The organism is Paenibacillus lycopersici, assembly GCF_010119935.1.
GTDB lineage: Bacteria > Bacillota > Bacilli > Paenibacillales > Paenibacillaceae > Paenibacillus_Z > Paenibacillus_Z lycopersici.
In genome coordinates this window covers 2,743,168-2,762,182 of the sequence record NZ_CP048209.1, presented here as the reverse complement: position 1 = coordinate 2,762,182, position 19,015 = coordinate 2,743,168, and the positions used below count along the sequence as shown (strand labels likewise).

The window sequence follows — 19,015 nt, the reverse complement described above, 5'->3', positions numbered from 1 at the left end:
TCCATCCCATTAATCAACAAGCCATGTCATACGCCGCGAAAGCCGGGCCTCGCGGCATGACGCTCGGCTCCGGCTTTCTTGTATACGTTTGTTACGGGTCAGCGGGTGCAGCGATTTAAGCGGATACCGCTTCTTCGTCGTCGAGCCGGACGGAAACGAGCTTGGATACGCCGCCTTCCTCCATCGTCACCCCGTACAGGACGTCCGCCTCTTCCATCGTGCCTTTGCGGTGCGTCACGACGATGAATTGCGTCAGCTCCGAGAACTCGCGCAAATATTGGGCGAACCGGGCGACGTTCGCCTCATCCAGCGCGGCTTCGACCTCGTCGAGCACGCAGAACGGCACCGGCTTGACCTGCAGGATGGCGAACAGCAGCGCAATGGCCGTGAGCGCGCGCTCGCCCCCCGAGAGCAGCTGCAGGTTCTGCAGCTTCTTGCCCGGCGGCTGCGCGACGATGTCGATGCCGCTGTCGAGCACCCGGTCCGGTTCGACCATGATGAGGTCGGCGCGCCCGCCGCCGAACAGCTTCGAGAACACGACCACGAAATGGCCGCGGATCGCTTCGAACGTCGTGCGGAACCGGCGGCTCATCTCGTCGTCCATCTCGCGGATGACTTGATACAGCGTCGTCTTCGCTTCGATCAGGTCGTTCTTCTGATCGTTCAGGAACGTGTACCGTTCCTTGACGCGCTCGTATTCGTCGATGGCGCCGAGATTGACTTCGCCCAGGCTGGAGATGCGGCGTTTCAGGTCGCGCACCTCGTTCTGCAGCGCAAGCACATCCTCCGGCACCGGATAGCGCTCCTTTGCCAGCTCGTAGCTGAGCTCGTATTCCTCGCTCAGCTTGCGCAGCAGGTTGTCCAGCTCGACGTCGAGCCGATTGACGGCGATTTCGATTTGGCGGAGCTGGTCCTCGACCGTGCGCAGCTGCGTGCGCTGATCCTTCGTTTCGCTTTCGCCCTGCTCCAGCTCGCGGGTCAGTTCCGCGCGCTCGGCCCGCTTCAGATCCGTCTGGTCGGCGCAGCCGTCCCGCTTCAGCTTGAGCGCGTTCAGCTGCTCCGTCTGCTTCGCGCTCTCTTCCCCGTGCTGGCGCGTGTCTTCCTCATGGCGCAGCGCCATGTCGCGGATGCCGGCCAGCTCCTGCTTGGCGCGGCCGATGTCGGATCGCACCCGCGACGCCTGATCCTCGAACGACATTTTCTCCTGATCGGTCTTGGCGAGCGCGATCTTGAGGTCGGTCAATTGATCCTGCAGCTGCTCCTTGGCGGATTCGCCCGCCTTGCGGCGCTCCTCCGCGACGCGGATCGCTTCCTGCAGGCGCGCTTCTTCCCGCGTCAGCTTCCCGAGCCGTTCCTCGGCGTCTTGGGCGGACTGGCTGATCTGCTTCAGCTCCGTCTGATGTCCGGCGCTATCCGCTTGGAACAATTGCGCCTGATCGTCCAGATGCCGCTTCTCGTTGTCGAGCTGCTGCAGCTCGGCGCGCAAATGCTGCTCGTCGATGCGCAGCTTCTCGCCCAAAGCACGGAGCTCGTCGACGTTCTGATTCCGAATCGACTGCTCCTTGCGCAGGTCGCCGATCTTGTCGCGCAGCATCGCGAGCTGCCCGTCCGTCGATTTGATCTCCTCGTCCAGCTGCTCGATCTGCCGCTGACGGCCGAGCAGGTTGGCGCCCTTCTTCTGAAGGCTGCCCCCGGTCATGGAACCGCCGGCGTTGACGACGTCGCCTTCCAGCGTGACGACGCGAAACCGGTATTGAATGCGCGCCGCTATCCGGTTCGCCTGCTCCAGCGTTTCGGAGATCAGCACGTTGCCCAGCAAATTCTCGACGATCTGCGCATACTTGGCGTCGCAGGACACCAATTCGGACGCGATGCCGACGAAGCCTTCCATGCCCGAGATCGTTCTGCGCTCATGCTCGGGTATGTACCGTCCGCGGATAACGTCGAGCGGCAGGAACGTCGCCCGGCCCAGCTGGCGCGATTTCAGGAACGCGATCGCCGCGCGGGCGCTGCGTTCATCGTTCATGACGACATGCTGCAGCGCGCCGCCGAGCGCGGTCTCGATCGCGACCTCGACCTTCTCCGGCACGCGCACGAGCTCCGCCACGGCGCCGTGAACGCCTTCGATGCCGCCTGTCGCGCGGCGCGAAGCTTTCAGCACTTCCTTGACGCCGTGCATGAAGCCGTCGAGGTCGTCCTGCATTTCTTTCATCGTATCCCTGCGGGAAGTGAGCGCCTCCAGCTTCTGCTCCCACTTGCGAATCGCGGACTGCGTTTCCTCCAGCAGCTTCTGGCCGTTCTGCAGCCCTTCCGCTTCGCTGATGTACTTGTTCCGCATCTTGTTGATGTCCGCAAGCGTCGTCTCCAGCTTGTTCGAAAGCTCCGCTCTGCGGGCCGTCATCCGCCCGTTCTGCTCCTGCCACTTGGCATGCTCGTCGCCGAGCCTTTCCATCCGCCGCTGCAGCGCTTCTTCCTGCTGGTTCGCGTAGCGGATTTCGTTGCGCAGCTGCGCCATCGAGCTGAGCACGTCGAGCAGCTCGCCCTTCAGCGATTCTTCCGCATCGCCGGACGCCGAAGCGGTCGTCCCGAGCAGCTGCGCCTCCTCTTCCGCCAGCTTCTTGCGCAGCGCCTCGAGATCGTTGTCAAGCAAAGCCGCCTTGCTGCGGAACTCCGCTTCTTCCTTCGTCAGCGCCGCGATCCGTTCGTTCTGCGCCGTCATCGATGCTTCCAGCTGCGCGCGATTCTGCTCCAGGTTGCGTTTGCGCTCCTTGAGCACTTCGCCGTAGCCTTCGCATTTCTCGTACTCTTCGCTGTATTGCAGCATCGCTTCGTGAAGCCGGTCAAGGGCTTCCTCCAGCTCGCGGAGCTTCTGCCGATCCTTCTCCAGCATCGCGTCATGCTTGCTGACGACCGTGGACAGCGATAGCTGCTCTTCCTGCAGCTTCGCCATGCGCGCGTTCGATTCCGTCCAAGATTGATGCACCGTATCGATATTATGTACATACATGGAGATTTCCGCGGTCTTCAGCTGATCGCGTAGCTGCTTGTACTGAATCGCTTTCTCCGATTGCACGCGCAGCGGCTCGACCTGATCCTCCAGCTCCGTTACCAAGTCGTGAATGCGGAGCAGATTCGACTCCGTATCCTCCAGCTTCTTCTGCGCCTCGCGTTTGCGCGACTTGTACTTCACGATGCCCGACGCCTCTTCGAAAATCCCGCGGCGGTCTTCGGATCGCGTGCTTAAAATTTCTTCGATCCGGCCTTGTCCGATAATGGAATACGCTTCCTTGCCGATCCCCGTATCCATGAACAATTCCGTTATATCTTTCAGTCGGCACGACTGCTTGTTGATCAAATATTCGCTATCGCCGCTGCGGTGCACGCGCCGCGTAACGGTCACTTCGTTGTAGTCCAGCGGAAGCGCCCCGTCCCCGTTATCGAGCGTGAGCGACACCTCGCCGAAATTGACCGCTTTGCGCGCGTCGCTTCCCGCGAAAATAATGTCTTCCATTTTGCCGCCCCGCAGGCTCTTCGCGCTTTGCTCGCCCAATACCCAGCGGATGCTGTCGCTGATGTTGCTCTTGCCGCTGCCGTTCGGACCGACGACCGCGGTAATGCCGCGGACGAATTCCAGTTCCGTTTTGTCGGCAAACGACTTAAATCCAGCTAACTCAATCCTTTTCAGGAACATCGCTTACCTTCACCTCATCGCTTATTGTACCATAATTCCAGCCAAAAGGTCAGGGTCGAAAACAGTCGAATGAAGTCGATAAATATGCTTACATCCGTTACGCTCCACCATATATGGAATTATTCCCCATGCCATTCCATGATCGTCAACATAAAAAAATCCCGGTACCTTGAAGGTGACCAGAATTTTCGTTCAGCCTTATATGCCGTTACTTGGACAGCTTCCGCCATGCTTCCGCCGCCGACTGCTGTTCCGCTTCTTTCTTGGTCCGGCCGCTGCCGGAACCGTAGGCAGTATCGCCGATGAACACCGCTACGACGAACTCACGGTCATGCGCGGGCCCGCGTTCTTCGACGATCCGGTATTCGATCGGACCCATGCCCGCCTGCTGCGCTTTCTCCTGCAGCGTCGATTTGAAGTCCTTGCCTACCATTACGCCGTCGTTGTCGATATGCGGGAACATGTGCGACGCCAGAAACGTTCGGACGGCTTCCAGCCCTTGATCCAGGTAGATCGCGCCGACGAACGCTTCGAACAGGTCGGCAAGCAGCGCGGGACGCTGCCGTCCGCCAAGCTGTTCTTCGCCGCGTCCGAGCAGGATATGCGAGCCGAGATCGAGCATTTCCGCGAAACGCGCCAGCGATGCCTCGCATACGATCGATGCCCGCATTCGCGTCAGCTGTCCTTCCGGCCGTTCCGGGAACGTGCGGTACAGGTACTCCGATACGGTCAGCTGCAGGATCGCGTCGCCGAGAAATTCGAGCCGTTCGTTATGCTCCGTGGCACTTTGACGATGCTCGTTGACGTACGACGTGTGCGTGAACGCCTGCCGCAGCAGCTTCACCGTACGAAAACGGAGCTGCAGGCGCTGCTGCAGCTCGTCAAATTGATCATGCTTCATATTTCTTCATCACGATCGTCGCGTTATGTCCGCCGAAACCGAACGAATTCGACAGCGCGTACTGTACGTCCGCTTGACGCGGCACGTTCGGTACGTAATCGAGATCGCACTCCGGATCCTGATTCTCGAGATTGATCGTCGGCGGGATGACGCCGTTCTTCAGCGTCAAGCCGAGGATGACCGCTTCCACGCCGCCGGCAGCGCCGAGCAAATGGCCGGTCATCGATTTCGTCGAGCTGACCGCAAGCTTGTAAGCATGCTCGCCGAACGTCTTCTTGATCGCCGTCGTTTCCGATTTGTCCCCGACCGGCGTCGACGTACCGTGGGCGTTGATATAATCGATCTGCGCCGGCTCCACGCCGCCGTCGCGAAGCGCCTTGGCCATGCAGCGCGCCGCGCCGTCCGGATCCGGTTCGGTCATGTGGTAAGCGTCGCCGCTCATGCCGTAGCCGATCACTTCCGCGTATATGCGCGCGCCGCGTTGCTGCGCATGCTCGAGCGATTCCAGCACCAATACGCCGGAGCCTTCGCCCATGACGAAGCCGTCGCGGTCCACGTCGAACGGACGGGATGCCCGCGCAGGCTCGTCGTTGCGGGTCGACATCGCGCGCATGGAGCAGAAGCCCGCCATGCCCGTCGGTCTGATCGTCGCTTCCGCGCCGCCGCAGATCATCATGTCGGCATCGCCGCGCTGAATAAGCTTGTACGAATCGCCGATGGAGTGCGTGCCGGTCGCGCAGGCCGTTACCGCCGTGCTGTTCGGGCCTTTCGCGCCGGTCGCCATGGAAACCTGGCCGGAGGCCATGTTCGCGATCATCATCGGGATGAAGAACGGGCTAACGCGCTTCGGCCCTTTCTCCAGCAAAATATTATGCTGGTCTTCCCATGTGCCCAAACCGCCGATGCCCGAGCCGATCATGACGCCGACGCGCTCCGCGTCGACGTCCGTGCCGATGCTTACGCCCGCGTCCTTGACGGCAAGCGTGCTCGCTACGACCGCGAATTGGACGAAACGGTCCATGCGGCGCGCTTCTTTCTTGTCGATCTCATAGTCTTCCGGGTTGAAGTTCTTTATTTCAGCCGCAATGCGGGTCGGATATTCGGATACGTCAAATGCTTCAATTAAGGAAACGCCGGATTTGCCTTCCATTAAATTGCCCCAGAACGTCTCCAGTTCGGAACCGAGCGAAGTCATAACCCCCATGCCCGTAACGACAACTCTCTGCTTCATCTCTATTCACCTCTGATGGGAACTCTAATCCACGATCTATTTATAAAACGCTAATGCGCTTTCACTTCTTCAGGATGCGAGGGCTGCATCGCTCTAATATGGAGAGAAGTCCCGCTTGTGCAACGGGACTTGTCATTAGTTGTATTACATCATTACTTCGCCAGAGAAGTTATGTAATTTACGACTTCTCCTACACTCGTAATTTTCTCTGCATCTTCATCAGAGATTTCCATATCGAACTCATCTTCCAGTTCCATGACCAATTCAACGACATCAAGAGAGTCCGCTCCAAGATCTTCTTTAAACGAAGCTTCTAGCGTCACTTCCGACTCGTCTACGCCAAGGCGGTCGACTACGATGCGCTTTACACGATCATATACATCGGACATCCGGTTCACCTCCTCCATGGTATTATACGAGAATTGCGGACAAAATGCCATACATCAAACGGCGTGACCGCTGACAGGCCGTGTCCGGTAAAACTACATATACATGCCGCCGTCGACGTGAATCGTCTGACCCGTCATGTAAGCGGCAGCGTCCGAAGCCAAGAAACGCACGGCGGCCGCGATATCCTTCGGATCGCCGAGACGCGCAAGCGGAATGTCCCCCGCCAGCTTCTCGCGCATTTCCTGCGGCAGCTTATCCGTCATGTCCGTCTGGATGAAGCCCGGCGCGACGCAGTTCACCGTAATGCCGCGCGATGCCAGCTCGCGCGCGGACGCTTTCGTCAATCCGATGACGCCCGCTTTGGCGGCGACATAGTTGGCCTGCCCCGGATTGCCGAGGACGCCGACGACGGACGAAATGTTGATGATGCGGCCCGAGCGCTGCTTCATCATATGACGGGTGACGGCTTTCACGCCGTTGAACACGCCCTTCAGGTTCGTCTCGATGACTTGGTCGAACTCTTCTTCCTTCATGCGCATGATTAGATTGTCACGCGTGATGCCCGCGTTATTCACCAAAATATCAATGGCGCCGAACGTATCGATCACTTGCTTCACCATGCCGTCGAACTCGTCCGCTTTGCCGACGTTCGCTTTCAGCACGAGCGCTCGTCGTCCCAGCGCCTGCACCGCTTCGGCCGTCTCGGCCGCGGCCGCTTCGCTGCCGGAATAGTTGATCGCGACGTCCGCTCCCGCTTCGGCCAGCTCCAGCGCGATCGCGCGGCCGATGCCGCGGGATGCCCCCGTGACCAATGCTACCTTGCCAGAAAGATCTCCGAACATTGTTGTTTCTCTCCCTTCATTTGCGACTTGCGACCCCCTAAATCCCCCTCGCCAGGGGGACCCCAAGGGCTTCCGGCCCTCTGGACACCCGGAATGGTATAACGTCGGCGCTACAGAGCAGCGCACCCGGGTTATGTATGTGCTTGGCTCGTTTTCGTCCCTGACGGGACACACTCTACGATCGGCGCTCGCGAGCTACCTGCTGTCCCTTACGGGACCATGGTAACGTCGTCCGCCGCAGAAGCGGTTGAGAGCCAATCCGTGCCAAGCCTCGCTTTCGTCCCTGGCGGGACACGCTTTACGCTAGTGCACGCTGCAAGCCTGCGCCTGCGGCTGGCTTGCCGGAGGCGGCAGGTTCCCGCCGCCGAAGTTGGTGGTACTGCTGCATGCGGCAGCAGCTTTTCAGGCAGGCTGCGCCTGCCTGAGGGGCGGCATTAATTTGCCGCCCATTGGCTGCTGCAGTGCTTTCACCATAGGTGGAAGCACTGCAAACTCGAAAACAGGTGAAACAGAGCGGCCGGAGGTCGGTATGGAGTCGGAAAAGCGTCAGCGGTCGCCTTGTAGTCTGATTTCTACCTATAGTCTCCTATAGAATCAAAGAAATCAGCGCTACAAAAGCGATTGGAGACCCATACCGACCGCAGGCCACGGGCTCGTTCACCATTGCGACTAGCAAGTTTTCAAGCTCTTCAAACTCTTCAAGCTCTTCAAACTTTCACTGCGCTACAGCGCAATCGCCTTCAACGCTTCCAAGCTATTGATCGAAATGACTTTAACCGTTTTGTCGATCTTCTTAATCAGGCCGGCGAGCACGGTGCCCGATCCGATCTCGACGAAAGTGTCGACGCCTTGCTCGATCAGGTAGCGTACGCTGTCTTCCCACAATACTGGGGAGTATACCTGTTCTGCGAGCAAATTGCGAATTTCGCCGCTTGCCGTGACCGGCTTGGCGGTTACGTTAGCGATAACCGGAATGGATGCATCCTGCATCGTTACGGACGCCAGCACGCCTTGCAGGCGTTCCGCCGCCGGCTTCATGAGCGAGGAATGGAACGGGCCGCTGACTTCGAGCGGAATCACCCGTTTCGCGCCGGCTTCCTTGCCGCGTTCGACGACGGCCTGCACGCCGGCTGCCGTGCCGGATACGACGATCTGGCCCGGGCAATTGACGTTAGCAAGCTCCACCGCGCCTGCGTCCGCGGAAGCGGACGCGCATAAGGCCGCCAGCGCTTCGCGTTCGGCGCCGAGCACGGCCGCCATTGCGCCTTGACCGCTCGGCACCGCTTGCTCCATGAACTCGCCGCGGGCGCGGACGGTGCGGATCGCATCTTCGAACGACAGCGCTCCGGCAGCCACGAGCGCGCTGTACTCGCCGAGCGAGTGGCCTGCCGCGAAATCGGCCTTCAGGCCGCTTTCCTTCAGCGCTTCGAGGAACGCGGCGCTGACCGCGAGCAGCGCGGGCTGCGTGTTCGCCGTCTGCTTCAGCCGCTCCTCCGGCCCATTGAAAATCAGTTCGCTCAGCTTGAAGCCCAGCGCTTCGTCGGCCGCGTCGATCACGGCCCGCGAAGCTGGGATCGCTTCATAAATATCTTGTCCCATGCCGACGGCTTGAGCGCCTTGGCCGGGAAATACGAATGCGGTCTTGCCCATCTGTTACAGCACCTCCGACAGGATTGCATGTTTGATCCGAGAAAGAAAGATAATAATTACCACACGAGGACGGAAGCGCCCCACGTCAGCCCGCCGCCGAAACCGACCAGCACGATGCGGTCGCCTTCATGGACGCGGTTCTGCTCGACGGCTTCGGCAAGCGCGATCGGAATGGACGCCGCCGAGACGTTGCCGTATTTGTGCAGGTTAATCATGCACTTCTCTTCCGGCAGATCCAAACGGTTCAGCGCGGATTGAATGATCCGGATGTTCGCTTGGTGCGGCACCAGCAAGTCGATGTCCTTCTTGTCGACGCCCGCCTTGCGCAGCGCTTCTTCCGCGGCGTTGCCCATGATGCGCACCGCGAATTTGTAAACTTCGTTGCCGGCCATATAGATGAAATGCTGCTTGCCTTCGACGCTCTCCGCCGAGGAAGGCATCCGCGATCCGCCGCCGCATACGCGCAGCAGCTCGCCGCCGCCGCCGTCGGCGCCAAGCTCGAAGGAGCGGAAGCCGCGGCCTTCGGGAACCGTGCCGAGCACGACCGCGCCAGCGCCGTCTCCGAACAGGATGCACGTATTGCGGTCCGTATAGTCCGTAATCCGGGAGAGACATTCCGCGCCGACGACAAGCACGTGCTTATACATGCCGGTCGCGATCATGTTGGAGGCCGTCGCCAGTCCGTAGATAAAGCCGGAGCAGGCGGCGGACAAGTCGAACGCGGCCGCTTTCCGGGCGCCGAGTTTATCCTGCAGCAAGCAGGCCGTCGACGGGAAGAACATATCCGGCGTAATCGTCGCCACGATAATGAGATCGAGCTCTTCCGCCGTCAGTTCGGCAGCAGCCAGCGCCTTCACGGCCGCATGATACGCCAGGTCGGACGTCGCTTGCTCCGGCGCCGCGATTCTGCGCTCGCGCATGCCGGTCCGCGTGACGATCCATTCGTCATTCGTTTCGACCATCCGTTCCAGGTCTTTGTTCGTCAAAATGCGTTCGGGCACGTATTTGCCGGTGCCGATTATTCCTACGGGATGTAGCATCATGCTCCCACTCACTTCCTGCTAATTTCCGCTGCAATAGAAGATACCAGATTGCTTTGAATCGCCAATTTGGCTTGCCGCACCGTGTTCCGGACAGCTTTGACGTCGGAGGATCCGTGGCATTTGAACACAAGTCCGTTGATGCCAAGCAGGGGAGCTCCGCCGTGCTCGTTATAATCCATTTTCTTGCGCAGCACGCGAAGCTTCGGCATCAGAACCGACGCGGCCAATTTCGTAATCAGCGAGTTCGAGAAAATATCCCGGAGCGTCTTGAACAGCGTTCCGGCCGTTCCCTCCATCGCCTTAAGCATAATATTGCCCGCGAAGCCGTCGCAAATCAGTACGTCGCAGTTGCGCACCAGCACGTCTCTCGCTTCCACGTTGCCGATGAAATGAATCGGCGCCGCTTCGAGCAAGTCGAACGCCGCTTTCGTTAGCTCGTTGCCCTTCATCGCTTCGGTGCCGACGTTAAGCAAGCCGACGCGGGGCTTGTCGAGCCCGTTCATCCGCGCCCGGTAAATGCTGCCCATGATCGCATACTGCAGCAGGTGCTCCGGCTTCGCGTCCATGTTCGCGCCGAGATCGAGCGCGAGCACGCCCGCGTCGTCCATCGTCGGCAGCATCGTGCCGAGCGCCGGACGCTCGATCCCTTCCAGCCGTCCGACGACGAGCAGCGCCGTCGTCATGAGCGCGCCCGTATTGCCGGCCGACATCATCGCTTCCGCCTGCCCGTCGCGCACCATCTGTCCGGCCATGACCATCGACGATCCCTTCTTGCGGCGAACCGCTTTGACCGGCTCGTCGTCCGGACCGATAACGTCGTCCGCATGGACGATCTCCACGTTCGACGGAACGTTGGCGCCGAGATGCGTCTTGATCTGTTCCGTGTCGCCAACCAGAATAATTGTAACCTCGGGCATTTCCAATGCCGCTTGCAAAGCGCCTTTAACGATTTCAGAAGGAGCGTGGTCGCCCCCCATCGCATCAACCGCGATCCGCACCATCCATACCTCCTTCGATGACCGACTCGCCTGCGGAACGGAAAATGACGAAGCTGCCTTGAAACACCATTTCATCGCTCACGTAAGAGAAAACCTCGACCTTGGCTTTGCTTCGCCCGCCGGAGATGGACCTTACGTAAGCTTTGGCTATGCATTTCTCGCCAAGCTTGACTTGCCGGACGAAGCGGATATCCGCCGTCGCCGTCAATGCGATTTCATCGTTGATGACCGCTACCGCGAGCGAATTCGCCTGCGCGAACACATGGTGGCCGCGGGCGATGCCGGTTCTGCTGAATACATGCTCTTCCTTGATTTCGAAAATGGAAATGCCGCTGCGGTCCAGCTGCAAGTCCACGATATCGCCGATAACCTCGTCAAGCGCCAATGAACGGACCGGGTCGTACGAACGTTCCGCCATTAGTTTCATGCGCTCCCGCAGCTCGGGAATGCCCAGCTCCAGGCGGTCGAGTCGCACCGTCTGGATGCTGACTTTCAACTGCCGCGTCAACTCTTGATCCGTTATAAAAGGATTATCGTCTATCAGCGAAGTGAGCAGCTGATGACGCTCGCGTTTCGGAAGCCGTTCGATGGTCCGCACCACCTTTGCCAAATATCCTAAGTATATGCCCCGGCTGCAATTCATACTCGGCAAGGCCGAACCGGCGGCTAATTCCCGGCGATGAAGCCGCCATCTTACAATCAGCTATTATAACCAGGTACTAACAGTATATAGAAGATCGTCGCTTCGCGCAATGTCGGGCGGCTTTTTCGGGCGCAAACCGCTCATGCGCTTGGGACGACGAGCGGATAAGGCGCTGCCGTAACACGATCGGCGCCGTACACAACAACAGCACCTCATCCGGAGATGAAGTGCTGTTCGTGGCGCTCAAACTATTGTTTGATGATCTCTCTAGTTTTGTAAGTTCCGCAAACTTTGCAAACGCGGTGAGCCAATTTCAATTCTCCGCATTGATCGCATTTCACCATGCCCGGCACCGCCAGTTTGAAATGCGTGCGGCGCTTGTCACGACGCGTCTTGGATGTTCTACGTTGTGGTACTGCCATGTTTCCCACCTCCTTAACAGAATTGCCCCGGGCGAACCGCTGTCGCCTGCCTGACGGCGGCGCAGCGGCTGCATCCCGGAGAAATACAAGAACAGGGCATCGTCCGAGAACGAATGCGTTCTTGTACGGTAAAGCGGATTGCGCATTATTCCTGCGAGTCTTTAAACAAGTCTTTCAACGCGGCAAGTCTCGGGTCGATCCGTTCGTTCGAGCAGCCGCAATTTTGCTCATTTAGATTGCTTCCGCATGTGTGGCAAAGACCTTTGCAATCTTCGTCGCACAGCGGCACGAATGGCAGCGCAAGCATCAGCATTTCTTCCAGCATCGGCTCGAGCTCCAGCTTGTCCTCTTCCACCGGAATGGTCTCTTCCGGCTCCGAGCCGTCGATTTCGGCTTCAAGCTTGAAGCGTTCATGAAACGGCAGCACGACATGTTCCGTGGTCGGTTCCAAACAGCGGGAGCAGGACAGCTCCACGTCGACCTTCAATTCGCCCTCGACATGAGCAATGCCTTCTTCGCCCCAAGCCGTCATGTTCACGTCCATCGGACTCGCGTTCAAGACATCTTTGCGCACTTGCTTCAGCCAATCGGTGTTCAAGCTGGACTTGAACGTCGTTCTCGTTCCTTTGGCCGCTAATTCGCGTACATGAATCTCCATGATATCACTCCAAACAAACAAAGTTTATTATATCGATTACCGATTCGTTTTGTCAACATTTTCACGTCGTGATATAGTGAAAAATATACGATTCATCGCTCGGAGGAATGCCCATGCGCACGGTCGGGATCATTGTCGAATACAATCCGTTCCATAACGGACATCTATATCATTTGCAGCAATCGTTGAAAATAACGAAAAGCGACGCCGTAATCGCGGTCATGAGCGGCCATTTTCTGCAGCGCGGAGAGCCCGCGCTGCTGAACAAATGGACGCGCGCCGAGATGGCGCTGCGCGGCGGCTGCGACGTCGTCGTCGAGCTGCCCGTCGCCTATTCCTCGCAGGCGGCGGAGTGGTTCGCCTACGGCGCCGCGGCGCTGCTGGACGCGACCGGCGTCGTCGACGCGCTCTGCTTCGGCAGCGAGGCGGGCGACATCGCGCCGCTCCGCCGCGTCGCGCGGCTGCTCGCCCATGAACCGGACGCGTTCGCGGGATTCATGGCGGATGAGCTGCGGACAGGCGCCAGCTATCCCGCCGCGTACAGCGGCGCCGTCCGGCGGTTCATGGCCGCGGCCGGCGACGCGGAAGCCGCGGCCTTCCCGTTCGAGCAGCCCAACAATACGCTCGGGCTGCACTATCTGCTCGCGCTGGAACGGCTGGGCAGCGCGATCGAGCCGTTCTCGCTGCGCCGCGAGAAAGCCGGCTATTCGCAGACGAGCATCACCGACGCGCAGATCGCCAGCGCGACGGCGATACGCAAGCTCGTCGCGGAATCGCCGTCGCCGGACTGCGCCGCCCCGTTCGTCCCGGCGTCCACACTCGAGCTGCTGCTCCGCGATCACGAAGCCGGACGCGGCCGCAACAGCTGGCAGCACTATGTGCCGCAGCTGTTCCATAAGCTCGTGAGCGAACCGGCGGCAGCGCTCGGCCGCTACCACGAAATAAGCGAAGGATTGGAGCACCGCATCAAGCGCGCGCTCCCCGAGCTGACCGAGCTGTCGTTCGAGCCGCTGCTGGAACGGCTGAAGACGAAGCGCTACACGCGCACCAAGCTGCAGCGGGCGCTGCTCGCCATCCTGCTCGGGCACGACAAAGAACTGCTGGCCCCGGACCGCCTCCGCACCGGCGTGCAATACATCCGCGTGCTCGGCTACTCCGAACGCGGCAGGGAACTCCTCAAGCGGATGCGCAAATCGGCGAAGCTGCCCATCCTGCAAAGCGCCGCAGGGCACGCAGCCGATTTCCCCTACCTCGCGCTCGACGTCCAGGCGACATCGGTTTACGCTCTGGCTTGGCCGGACGCATCGCCGCGAGACCTGTTCCGCGACTATTACGAAAAGCCAATCAGCATCTAACAGCTAAGCGGCAGACGGCGGCAATAACCTGCCGCCTCAGCCAAGCCAGCCGCAGGCGCAGGCTTGCAAGTCCCCCAAGGGACACAACACACCAACTTCGGCGGCGATGACCTGCCGCCTCAGCCAAGCCAGGCGCAGGCTTGCTGCGTCCCGCAAGGGACGCAACACACCAACTTCGGCGGCGATGACCTGCCGCCTCAGCCAAGCCAGGCGCAGGCTTGCTGCGTCCCGCAAGGGACGCAACACACCAACTTCGGCGGCGATGACCTGCCGCCTCCGGCAAGCCAGCCGCAGGCGCAGGCTTGCAATGAGCGCCACAGTAAAGCGTGTCCCGCAAGGGACGAAAGCGAGGCCCCGTACGAATTCACTCTCAACCGCCTCTGGAGAGCACCACGTTCCCATGGTCCCGCAAGGGACAGCAGGTAACTCGCGAGCGCCATAGGTAAAAGTGTGTCCCGTCAGGGACGAAAACGAATCCCAGCACAAACGCAACCCGGGTGCGCTTCTCTGTCCCACAGACGTTATACCATTCCAGGTGTCCAGAGGACGGAGTCCTTGGGGTCCCCCTTGGAGAAGGGGGATTTAGGGGGATCGAACTCCGAGTGATCGAACTCCCATTGTTCTAAGCCTCCCCGGACAAGCGTAAACATGTAGTGGCTCCGGTTTGTTCGGGCCCTACCCTGTACTTGGAGTGAGATAAGATGACGCGCACCCTGATTCTCGCTTGTTTATCCATTCTGCTCGTCGCTTCCATCATAATGAGACCCGACGAAGCGTTTCAAGCCTCCTTGCAAGGATTGACCGTATGGTGGAACATCGTCTTCCCCGGCCTGCTCCCGTTCCTGACGCTGCTTGAGCTGATGCTCGCGTTCGGGGTCGTGCATGGGTTCGGCACGCTCCTGCACCCGCTCATGCAGAAGCTGCTCCGCCTGCCCGGCGAGGCCGGAATCGCGCTCGCGCTCGGCTGGACAGGCGGCTTCCCGTGCGGCGCCGAAGCGGCTGCCGCGCTCCGCAAGGCCGATAAGCTCACCGTCAAGCAAGGCAACCGGCTGCTCGCGCTGTCGCATATGCCGAGCCCGCTCTTCATGCTGCTCGTCGTCGGTACGGGCTTCCTGCACCGCCCGGAGCTTGGCGCCGCCATCGTCATCGTCGTCTGGCTGGCCGGACTGCTCCCCGCCCTGATCGCCGCCAGATTGGCCAAGCGCGAAGCTGCGCAGCCGGAAGCGCGCGCTTCGTCCGGCTTGCTGCACAGAGCCGCCGCCGCGATGCGGGCGGCGAGGGAGCGCGACGGCCGCTCGTTCGGCAAGCTTCTCGGCGACGCCGTAACCGTGGCCGTCTACAAGCTGATGGCGATCGGCGGGTTCATGATTTTCTGCGCCGTGCTGGTGAAGCTTCTGGAACCGGTCATGCCCGCCGTTATCCCGTCATTCGTCCTGCCCGGCCTGATCGAAAGCCATATCGGCGCCTATGCCGCCTCCGCCGCGGCGATCGCGGGCGGCGCGGCATGGAAAGCCGCCGCCGTCGCCGCCGTGCTGAGCTGGGGCGGCATCAGCGCCCTGCTGCAGGCCGGATCGGCGGTCGCGGGCTCCGGCCTCTCCGTGCGCAAGCTCGCTGCCGCAAGGCTCCTGCAAAGCGCAGCGGCCTTCCTGCTCATGATCACGTGCTGGAAGCCGCTGTCCGCGCTGATGAACGGTCTGTCGCCCGCTGCCGCGACGTTCGCCTGGCAGCGCGAAGAGCTTGGCGCCGGAGCGGCCTCTCCCATTCGGGCGGGCGACCTGCATTCGTTATGGCCTTACATGCCGGCGCTGCTGCTGTTATTCGTCTTCGCGACGGCGCTGCTCGCGTTCGTCTCCATATTGACGGCCAAGCTCAGACTACGCTAGTTGGGTCAATCCGTTCGGTTCTGTTCGTTCTAAAACCGCTCCCATCAAACCTCAGCTTCGTCACTGCTCGGCAAATTTCGCGCTCAACGCCGCCTGAACTTCCGGCGGCACCAAATCCTGCACGCTGCCGCGGAACATCGCGATTTCCTTGACGATGCTGGAGCTCAAGTACGAATATTTCGGGTTCGTCATCATGAAGATCGTTTCGATATCGCCGTCCAGCTGGTGATTGGTCGAGGCCATCTGCAGCTCGTACTCGAAGTCCGTGACGGAGCGGATGCCGCGCACGATGACTTGCGCTTGCTTCGCCTTGATAAAGTGGACGAGCAAGTCGCGGAAGCTGTCGATCGACACGTTCGGCAAATCCTGCGTGACTTCGGCAAGCAGCTGCTTGCGTTCCTCCACGCTGAACAGCGGCTTCTTGCTCGTATTGTTCAAGACTCCCACGATAAGATGGTCGAACTGCTTGGCTGCGCGGCGGATAATGTCCAAATGCCCGCAGGTGACAGGGTCGAAACTGCCCGGATATACCGCGACGCGCAGTCCCTGTAATCCCGTATTCGCTTTCGGTGCTGCCATCATTTCTACTCCTCCGTTATTCCATCCGTTTCAACCGGCGTTTCTTCCGGGACCAGGCGGTAGATCGTAACCGCCGTATCGCCGTACTGCGCATGCTTCAGCTGCCTGTACGGCGCGAACGCTTCCGGATAACGATGCTCCGCGTCATGCTCGACGACGATCGTCGCGTCTGCCTCCAGCAGGCCGCGCGCCGCCAGCTCGGCCATCAGCTCGTCCATATCCTTCATCCGGTAAGGCGGATCGAGGAATACGAGTCCGAACTTCAGCCCGCGCTTCGCCAGCGCTTTGACGGCGCGAACGGCATCCGTCCGGTAAATCTCCGCGCGGTCGGCCATCCCGGCCGCTTGCAGATTCTGCTTGATGACCTCGACGCTGGCGCCTTCCAGATCGATGAAGATCGCATTATCGACGCCTCTGCTGAGCGCCTCGATACCGAGTCCGCCCGTCCCGGCGAACAGGTCAAGCGCCGTTCCGCCGTCGAAATAAGGCCCGATCATGCTGAAAATCGCCTCTTTCACTTTATCGGTCGTCGGGCGCGTATTTTTGCCCGGCACCGCTTTTAAAGTACGGCCCTTCGCCGTGCCTGCGATCACTCTCAATGCTGTTGTTACCCCTTTCGCCGCGCCTCTCATCCTGCACACGTTCAATATCGTAACATATTTCCTCCGGCATGTTAAAGAACGGGGCTGCCCGCATGCAAAAAAAGCGTCTCGCGCTAGCAGGCGAAACGCTTTTCTTCTATTAATTAGGCATAATGGCAAGCTGCCCAATGGTTCGGTTCCACTTCGCGGAATGCCGGCACTTCCGCCGCGCATTTCTCGGTCGCGAACGGACAGCGCGTACGGAACGGGCAGCCGCTCGGCGGGTTGACCGGGCTTGGCAGATCGCCGGACAGCACGATGCGCTCCTTGTTCTCCGCGACGTCGAGATCCGGAACCGGAATCGCCGACATCAACGCCTTCGTGTACGGATGCTTCGGGTTCGAATAGAGCTCTTCGCTTTCGGCGAGCTCCACCATTTTGCCCAGATACATCACGGCTACGCGGTCGGAGATGTGCTTAACCATCGCCAGGTCATGCGCGATGAACAGGTACGTCAGGCCGTAATCGCGCTGCAAGTCCTGCAGCAGATTGACGACTTGCGCCTGGATCGACACGTCGAGCGCGGATATCGGCTCGTCGCAGACGATGAACTTCGGATTGACAGCCAGCGCGCGGGCAATCCCGATCCGTTGGCGCTGACCTCCGGAGAATTCATGCGGATAGCGCGACGCGTGCTCCGGACGGAGGCCGACGCGGTCAAGCAGCCGCTCGACCTGCAGCTTGCGGTCCTTGCTGCCGTTCGCCAGCCCGTGGATATCGAGCGGCTCGGCGATCAGGTTCTCGACCGTCCAGCGCGGATTGAGCGAGGCATACGGATCCTGGAACACCATCTGCATCTCGCGGCGCAGCGCCTTCAGCTTGGCGCCCTTCGCCGACATGATGTCGGTACCCTGGAACTTCACGGATCCCGCCGTCGGCTCGTACAAACGAAGAATCGTGCGGCCGGCCGTCGACTTGCCGCAGCCGGATTCGCCGACCATGCCGAGCGTCTCGCCCTGGCGGATGCCGAAGCTGAGGTCGTTGACGGCTTTCAGCGTCTGATTGCCGCCAACCTGGAAATATTTCTTAAGATGATCGACTTCGATCAACACATCGTTCTTGCCGCTCATGCGCTAGCACCCTCCTTCTTGCAGACCGGGTCGTGAAGCCAGCATCTTGCTCCTTGCGTCTCGCTGATCGTGTAGTTAACCGGATCGTTGTCCACGCAGATGCGCATCGCTTCGTCGCAGCGCGCGCAGAACGCGCAGCCCTTCGGAGGTGCGGACATATCCGGCGGCGTACCGTGAATCGGGATCAGCGGCTCGCTCTTGCTGTGGTCCAGCCGCGGCAGGGAACGCAGCAAGCCCCGCGTATACGGATGCTGCGGATTTCTGAAAATTTCTTCCTTCGTCCCGGTCTCCACGACTTTGCCGGCGTACATAACGACGACGCGGTCGCAAGTCTCGGCAACGACGCCAAGGTCATGCGTGATGAGGATGATCGACGTGCCCGTCTTCGCTTGCAGATCCTTCAGCAATTGCATGATTTGCGCCTGAATGGTCACGTCGAGCGCGGTCGTCGGCTCATCGGCGATCAACAGGGACGGCGTGCATGCAAGCGCGATGGCAATCATGACCCGTTGGCGCATGCCGCCGGAGAATTGATGCGGGTATTGGCGTACGCGATCTTTGGCGTTCGGGATGCCGACCAGCGTCAGCAGCTCTTCCGCGCGGCTCGTCGCCTGCGCTTTCGTCATGTTCTGGTGCTTGATCAGCACCTCGGAAATTTGAAAGCCCACCGTCAGCGTCGGATTGAGCGACGTCATCGGGTCCTGGAAAATCATCCCGATCTCTTGACCGCGGATCGCTTCCATCTCCTGCTCGGATTTCGTCAGCAAATCCTGGCCCATGAATTCGATGGAGCCTTGCTTATATTCGCCCGGAGGCGTAGGAATCAAACGAAGAATCGACTGCGCCGTGACGCTTTTGCCGCTGCCCGATTCGCCGACGATCGCTACGGTTTCGCCGCGATTGACGTCCAGACTGACGCCGCGCACCGCCTGAACTTCCCCGCCGCGCACGTGAAAGGAGACATGCAAATCGGAAATGCGTAAAATCGGATCGTTCATTGAGCTCACTCCCAGCGGTG

17 protein-coding genes are annotated in these 19,015 nt (G+C 60.1%); 2 read left to right on the top strand and 15 right to left on the bottom strand.

Going from position 1 to position 19,015, the window contains the following annotated elements:
* Positions 1-115: 115 nt before the first annotated feature.
* From smc to GXP70_RS12135, 11 genes are all read right to left on the bottom strand, one after another.
* Entirely contained in the window at positions 116-3,691 is a 3,576-nt protein-coding gene (gene smc / locus GXP70_RS12185; RefSeq protein ID WP_162356991.1) for a chromosome segregation protein SMC, read from the bottom strand.
* A gap of 208 nt (positions 3,692-3,899) precedes the next feature.
* Complete coding sequence (gene rnc / locus GXP70_RS12180) at positions 3,900-4,592, bottom strand: ribonuclease III (RefSeq protein ID WP_162356989.1); 693 nt, start codon at positions 4,590-4,592, stop codon at positions 3,900-3,902.
* Entirely contained in the window at positions 4,582-5,823 is a 1,242-nt protein-coding gene (gene fabF, locus GXP70_RS12175; protein ID WP_162356987.1) for a beta-ketoacyl-ACP synthase II, read from the bottom strand. Before fabF ends, rnc begins: the two co-directional genes overlap by 11 nt.
* A gap of 152 nt (positions 5,824-5,975) precedes the next feature.
* Entirely contained in the window at positions 5,976-6,212 is a 237-nt protein-coding gene (gene acpP, locus GXP70_RS12170) for an acyl carrier protein (protein ID WP_090637695.1), read from the bottom strand.
* 93 nt (positions 6,213-6,305) lie between these two features.
* Complete coding sequence (gene fabG, locus GXP70_RS12165; RefSeq protein ID WP_162356985.1) at positions 6,306-7,055, bottom strand: 3-oxoacyl-[acyl-carrier-protein] reductase; 750 nt, start codon at positions 7,053-7,055, stop codon at positions 6,306-6,308.
* 723 nt (positions 7,056-7,778) lie between these two features.
* Complete coding sequence (fabD, locus tag GXP70_RS12160; RefSeq protein WP_162356984.1) at positions 7,779-8,705, bottom strand: ACP S-malonyltransferase; 927 nt, start codon at positions 8,703-8,705, stop codon at positions 7,779-7,781.
* A gap of 56 nt (positions 8,706-8,761) precedes the next feature.
* The gene (locus tag GXP70_RS12155) at positions 8,762-9,748 is read right to left on the bottom strand and encodes a beta-ketoacyl-ACP synthase III (RefSeq protein ID WP_162356982.1); all 987 of its coding nucleotides are present in this window, start codon (positions 9,746-9,748) and stop codon (positions 8,762-8,764) included.
* An 8-nt stretch (positions 9,749-9,756) separates the two neighbouring features.
* Complete coding sequence (gene plsX / locus GXP70_RS12150) at positions 9,757-10,746, bottom strand: phosphate acyltransferase PlsX (protein WP_162356980.1); 990 nt, start codon at positions 10,744-10,746, stop codon at positions 9,757-9,759.
* Positions 10,730-11,347 (bottom strand): transcription factor FapR, encoded by a 618-nt coding sequence (fapR, locus tag GXP70_RS12145; protein ID WP_162356979.1) that lies wholly within the window; start codon positions 11,345-11,347, stop codon positions 10,730-10,732. Before fapR ends, plsX begins: the two co-directional genes overlap by 17 nt.
* Before the next feature lie 290 nt (positions 11,348-11,637).
* On the bottom strand, positions 11,638-11,811 hold the full coding sequence (rpmF, locus tag GXP70_RS12140) for a 50S ribosomal protein L32 (RefSeq protein WP_162356977.1): 174 nt from the start codon (positions 11,809-11,811) through the stop codon (positions 11,638-11,640).
* Positions 11,812-11,956: 145 nt separating this feature from the next.
* Positions 11,957-12,469 carry a YceD family protein gene (locus GXP70_RS12135; protein WP_162356975.1) on the bottom strand — a complete coding sequence of 171 codons (513 nt, stop codon included), beginning with the start codon at positions 12,467-12,469 and terminating at the stop codon, positions 11,957-11,959.
* A gap of 113 nt (positions 12,470-12,582) precedes the next feature.
* Between GXP70_RS12135 and GXP70_RS12130 the strand changes: the two genes are divergently transcribed.
* Together GXP70_RS12130 and GXP70_RS12125 are read left to right on the top strand one after the other, a co-directional pair.
* Positions 12,583-13,824 (top strand): nucleotidyltransferase, encoded by a 1,242-nt coding sequence (locus GXP70_RS12130; protein WP_162356974.1) that lies wholly within the window; start codon positions 12,583-12,585, stop codon positions 13,822-13,824.
* Positions 13,825-14,525: 701 nt separating this feature from the next.
* Positions 14,526-15,707, top strand: coding sequence for a nucleoside recognition domain-containing protein (locus GXP70_RS12125; RefSeq protein ID WP_162356972.1), 1,182 nt, complete (start codon positions 14,526-14,528; stop codon positions 15,705-15,707).
* 60 nt (positions 15,708-15,767) lie between these two features.
* On the opposite strand, the gene coaD is transcribed toward GXP70_RS12125, so the two are convergent.
* The 4 genes from coaD to GXP70_RS12105 all read right to left on the bottom strand — a co-directional run bounded on the left by coaD (position 15,768) and on the right by GXP70_RS12105 (position 18,995).
* On the bottom strand, positions 15,768-16,286 hold the full coding sequence (gene coaD / locus GXP70_RS12120; RefSeq protein ID WP_162356970.1) for a pantetheine-phosphate adenylyltransferase: 519 nt from the start codon (positions 16,284-16,286) through the stop codon (positions 15,768-15,770).
* Positions 16,287-16,291: 5 nt separating this feature from the next.
* Positions 16,292-16,885, bottom strand: coding sequence for a 16S rRNA (guanine(966)-N(2))-methyltransferase RsmD (rsmD, locus tag GXP70_RS12115; protein ID WP_162356968.1), 594 nt, complete (start codon positions 16,883-16,885; stop codon positions 16,292-16,294).
* 146 nt (positions 16,886-17,031) lie between these two features.
* The gene (locus GXP70_RS12110) at positions 17,032-17,997 is read right to left on the bottom strand and encodes an ABC transporter ATP-binding protein (RefSeq protein WP_162356966.1); all 966 of its coding nucleotides are present in this window, start codon (positions 17,995-17,997) and stop codon (positions 17,032-17,034) included.
* Positions 17,994-18,995, bottom strand: a complete 1,002-nt coding sequence (locus GXP70_RS12105) for an ABC transporter ATP-binding protein (RefSeq protein WP_162356964.1) — start codon at positions 18,993-18,995, stop codon at positions 17,994-17,996. The genes GXP70_RS12110 and GXP70_RS12105 overlap by 4 nt, the downstream gene beginning before the upstream one ends.
* Between the last annotated feature and the right edge of the window lie 20 nt (positions 18,996-19,015).

Coding starts and splice junctions, on each gene's coding strand:
- smc (WP_162356991.1), bottom strand. CDS start 3,691: ATGTTCCTGAAAAGGATTGAGTTAGCTGGATTTAAGTCGTTTGCCGAC.
- rnc (WP_162356989.1), bottom strand. CDS start 4,592: ATGAAGCATGATCAATTTGACGAGCTGCAGCAGCGCCTGCAGCTCCGT.
- fabF (WP_162356987.1), bottom strand. CDS start 5,823: ATGAAGCAGAGAGTTGTCGTTACGGGCATGGGGGTTATGACTTCGCTC.
- acpP (WP_090637695.1), bottom strand. CDS start 6,212: ATGTCCGATGTATATGATCGTGTAAAGCGCATCGTAGTCGACCGCCTT.
- fabG (WP_162356985.1), bottom strand. CDS start 7,055: ATGTTCGGAGATCTTTCTGGCAAGGTAGCATTGGTCACGGGGGCATCC.
- fabD (WP_162356984.1), bottom strand. CDS start 8,705: ATGGGCAAGACCGCATTCGTATTTCCCGGCCAAGGCGCTCAAGCCGTC.
- GXP70_RS12155 (WP_162356982.1), bottom strand. CDS start 9,748: ATGATGCTACATCCCGTAGGAATAATCGGCACCGGCAAATACGTGCCC.
- rpmF (WP_162356977.1), bottom strand. CDS start 11,811: ATGGCAGTACCACAACGTAGAACATCCAAGACGCGTCGTGACAAGCGC.
- GXP70_RS12135 (WP_162356975.1), bottom strand. CDS start 12,469: ATGGAGATTCATGTACGCGAATTAGCGGCCAAAGGAACGAGAACGACG.
- GXP70_RS12130 (WP_162356974.1), top strand. CDS start 12,583: ATGCGCACGGTCGGGATCATTGTCGAATACAATCCGTTCCATAACGGA.
- GXP70_RS12125 (WP_162356972.1), top strand. CDS start 14,526: ATGACGCGCACCCTGATTCTCGCTTGTTTATCCATTCTGCTCGTCGCT.
- coaD (WP_162356970.1), bottom strand. CDS start 16,286: ATGGCAGCACCGAAAGCGAATACGGGATTACAGGGACTGCGCGTCGCG.
- GXP70_RS12110 (WP_162356966.1), bottom strand. CDS start 17,997: ATGAGCGGCAAGAACGATGTGTTGATCGAAGTCGATCATCTTAAGAAA.
- GXP70_RS12105 (WP_162356964.1), bottom strand. CDS start 18,995: ATGAACGATCCGATTTTACGCATTTCCGATTTGCATGTCTCCTTTCAC.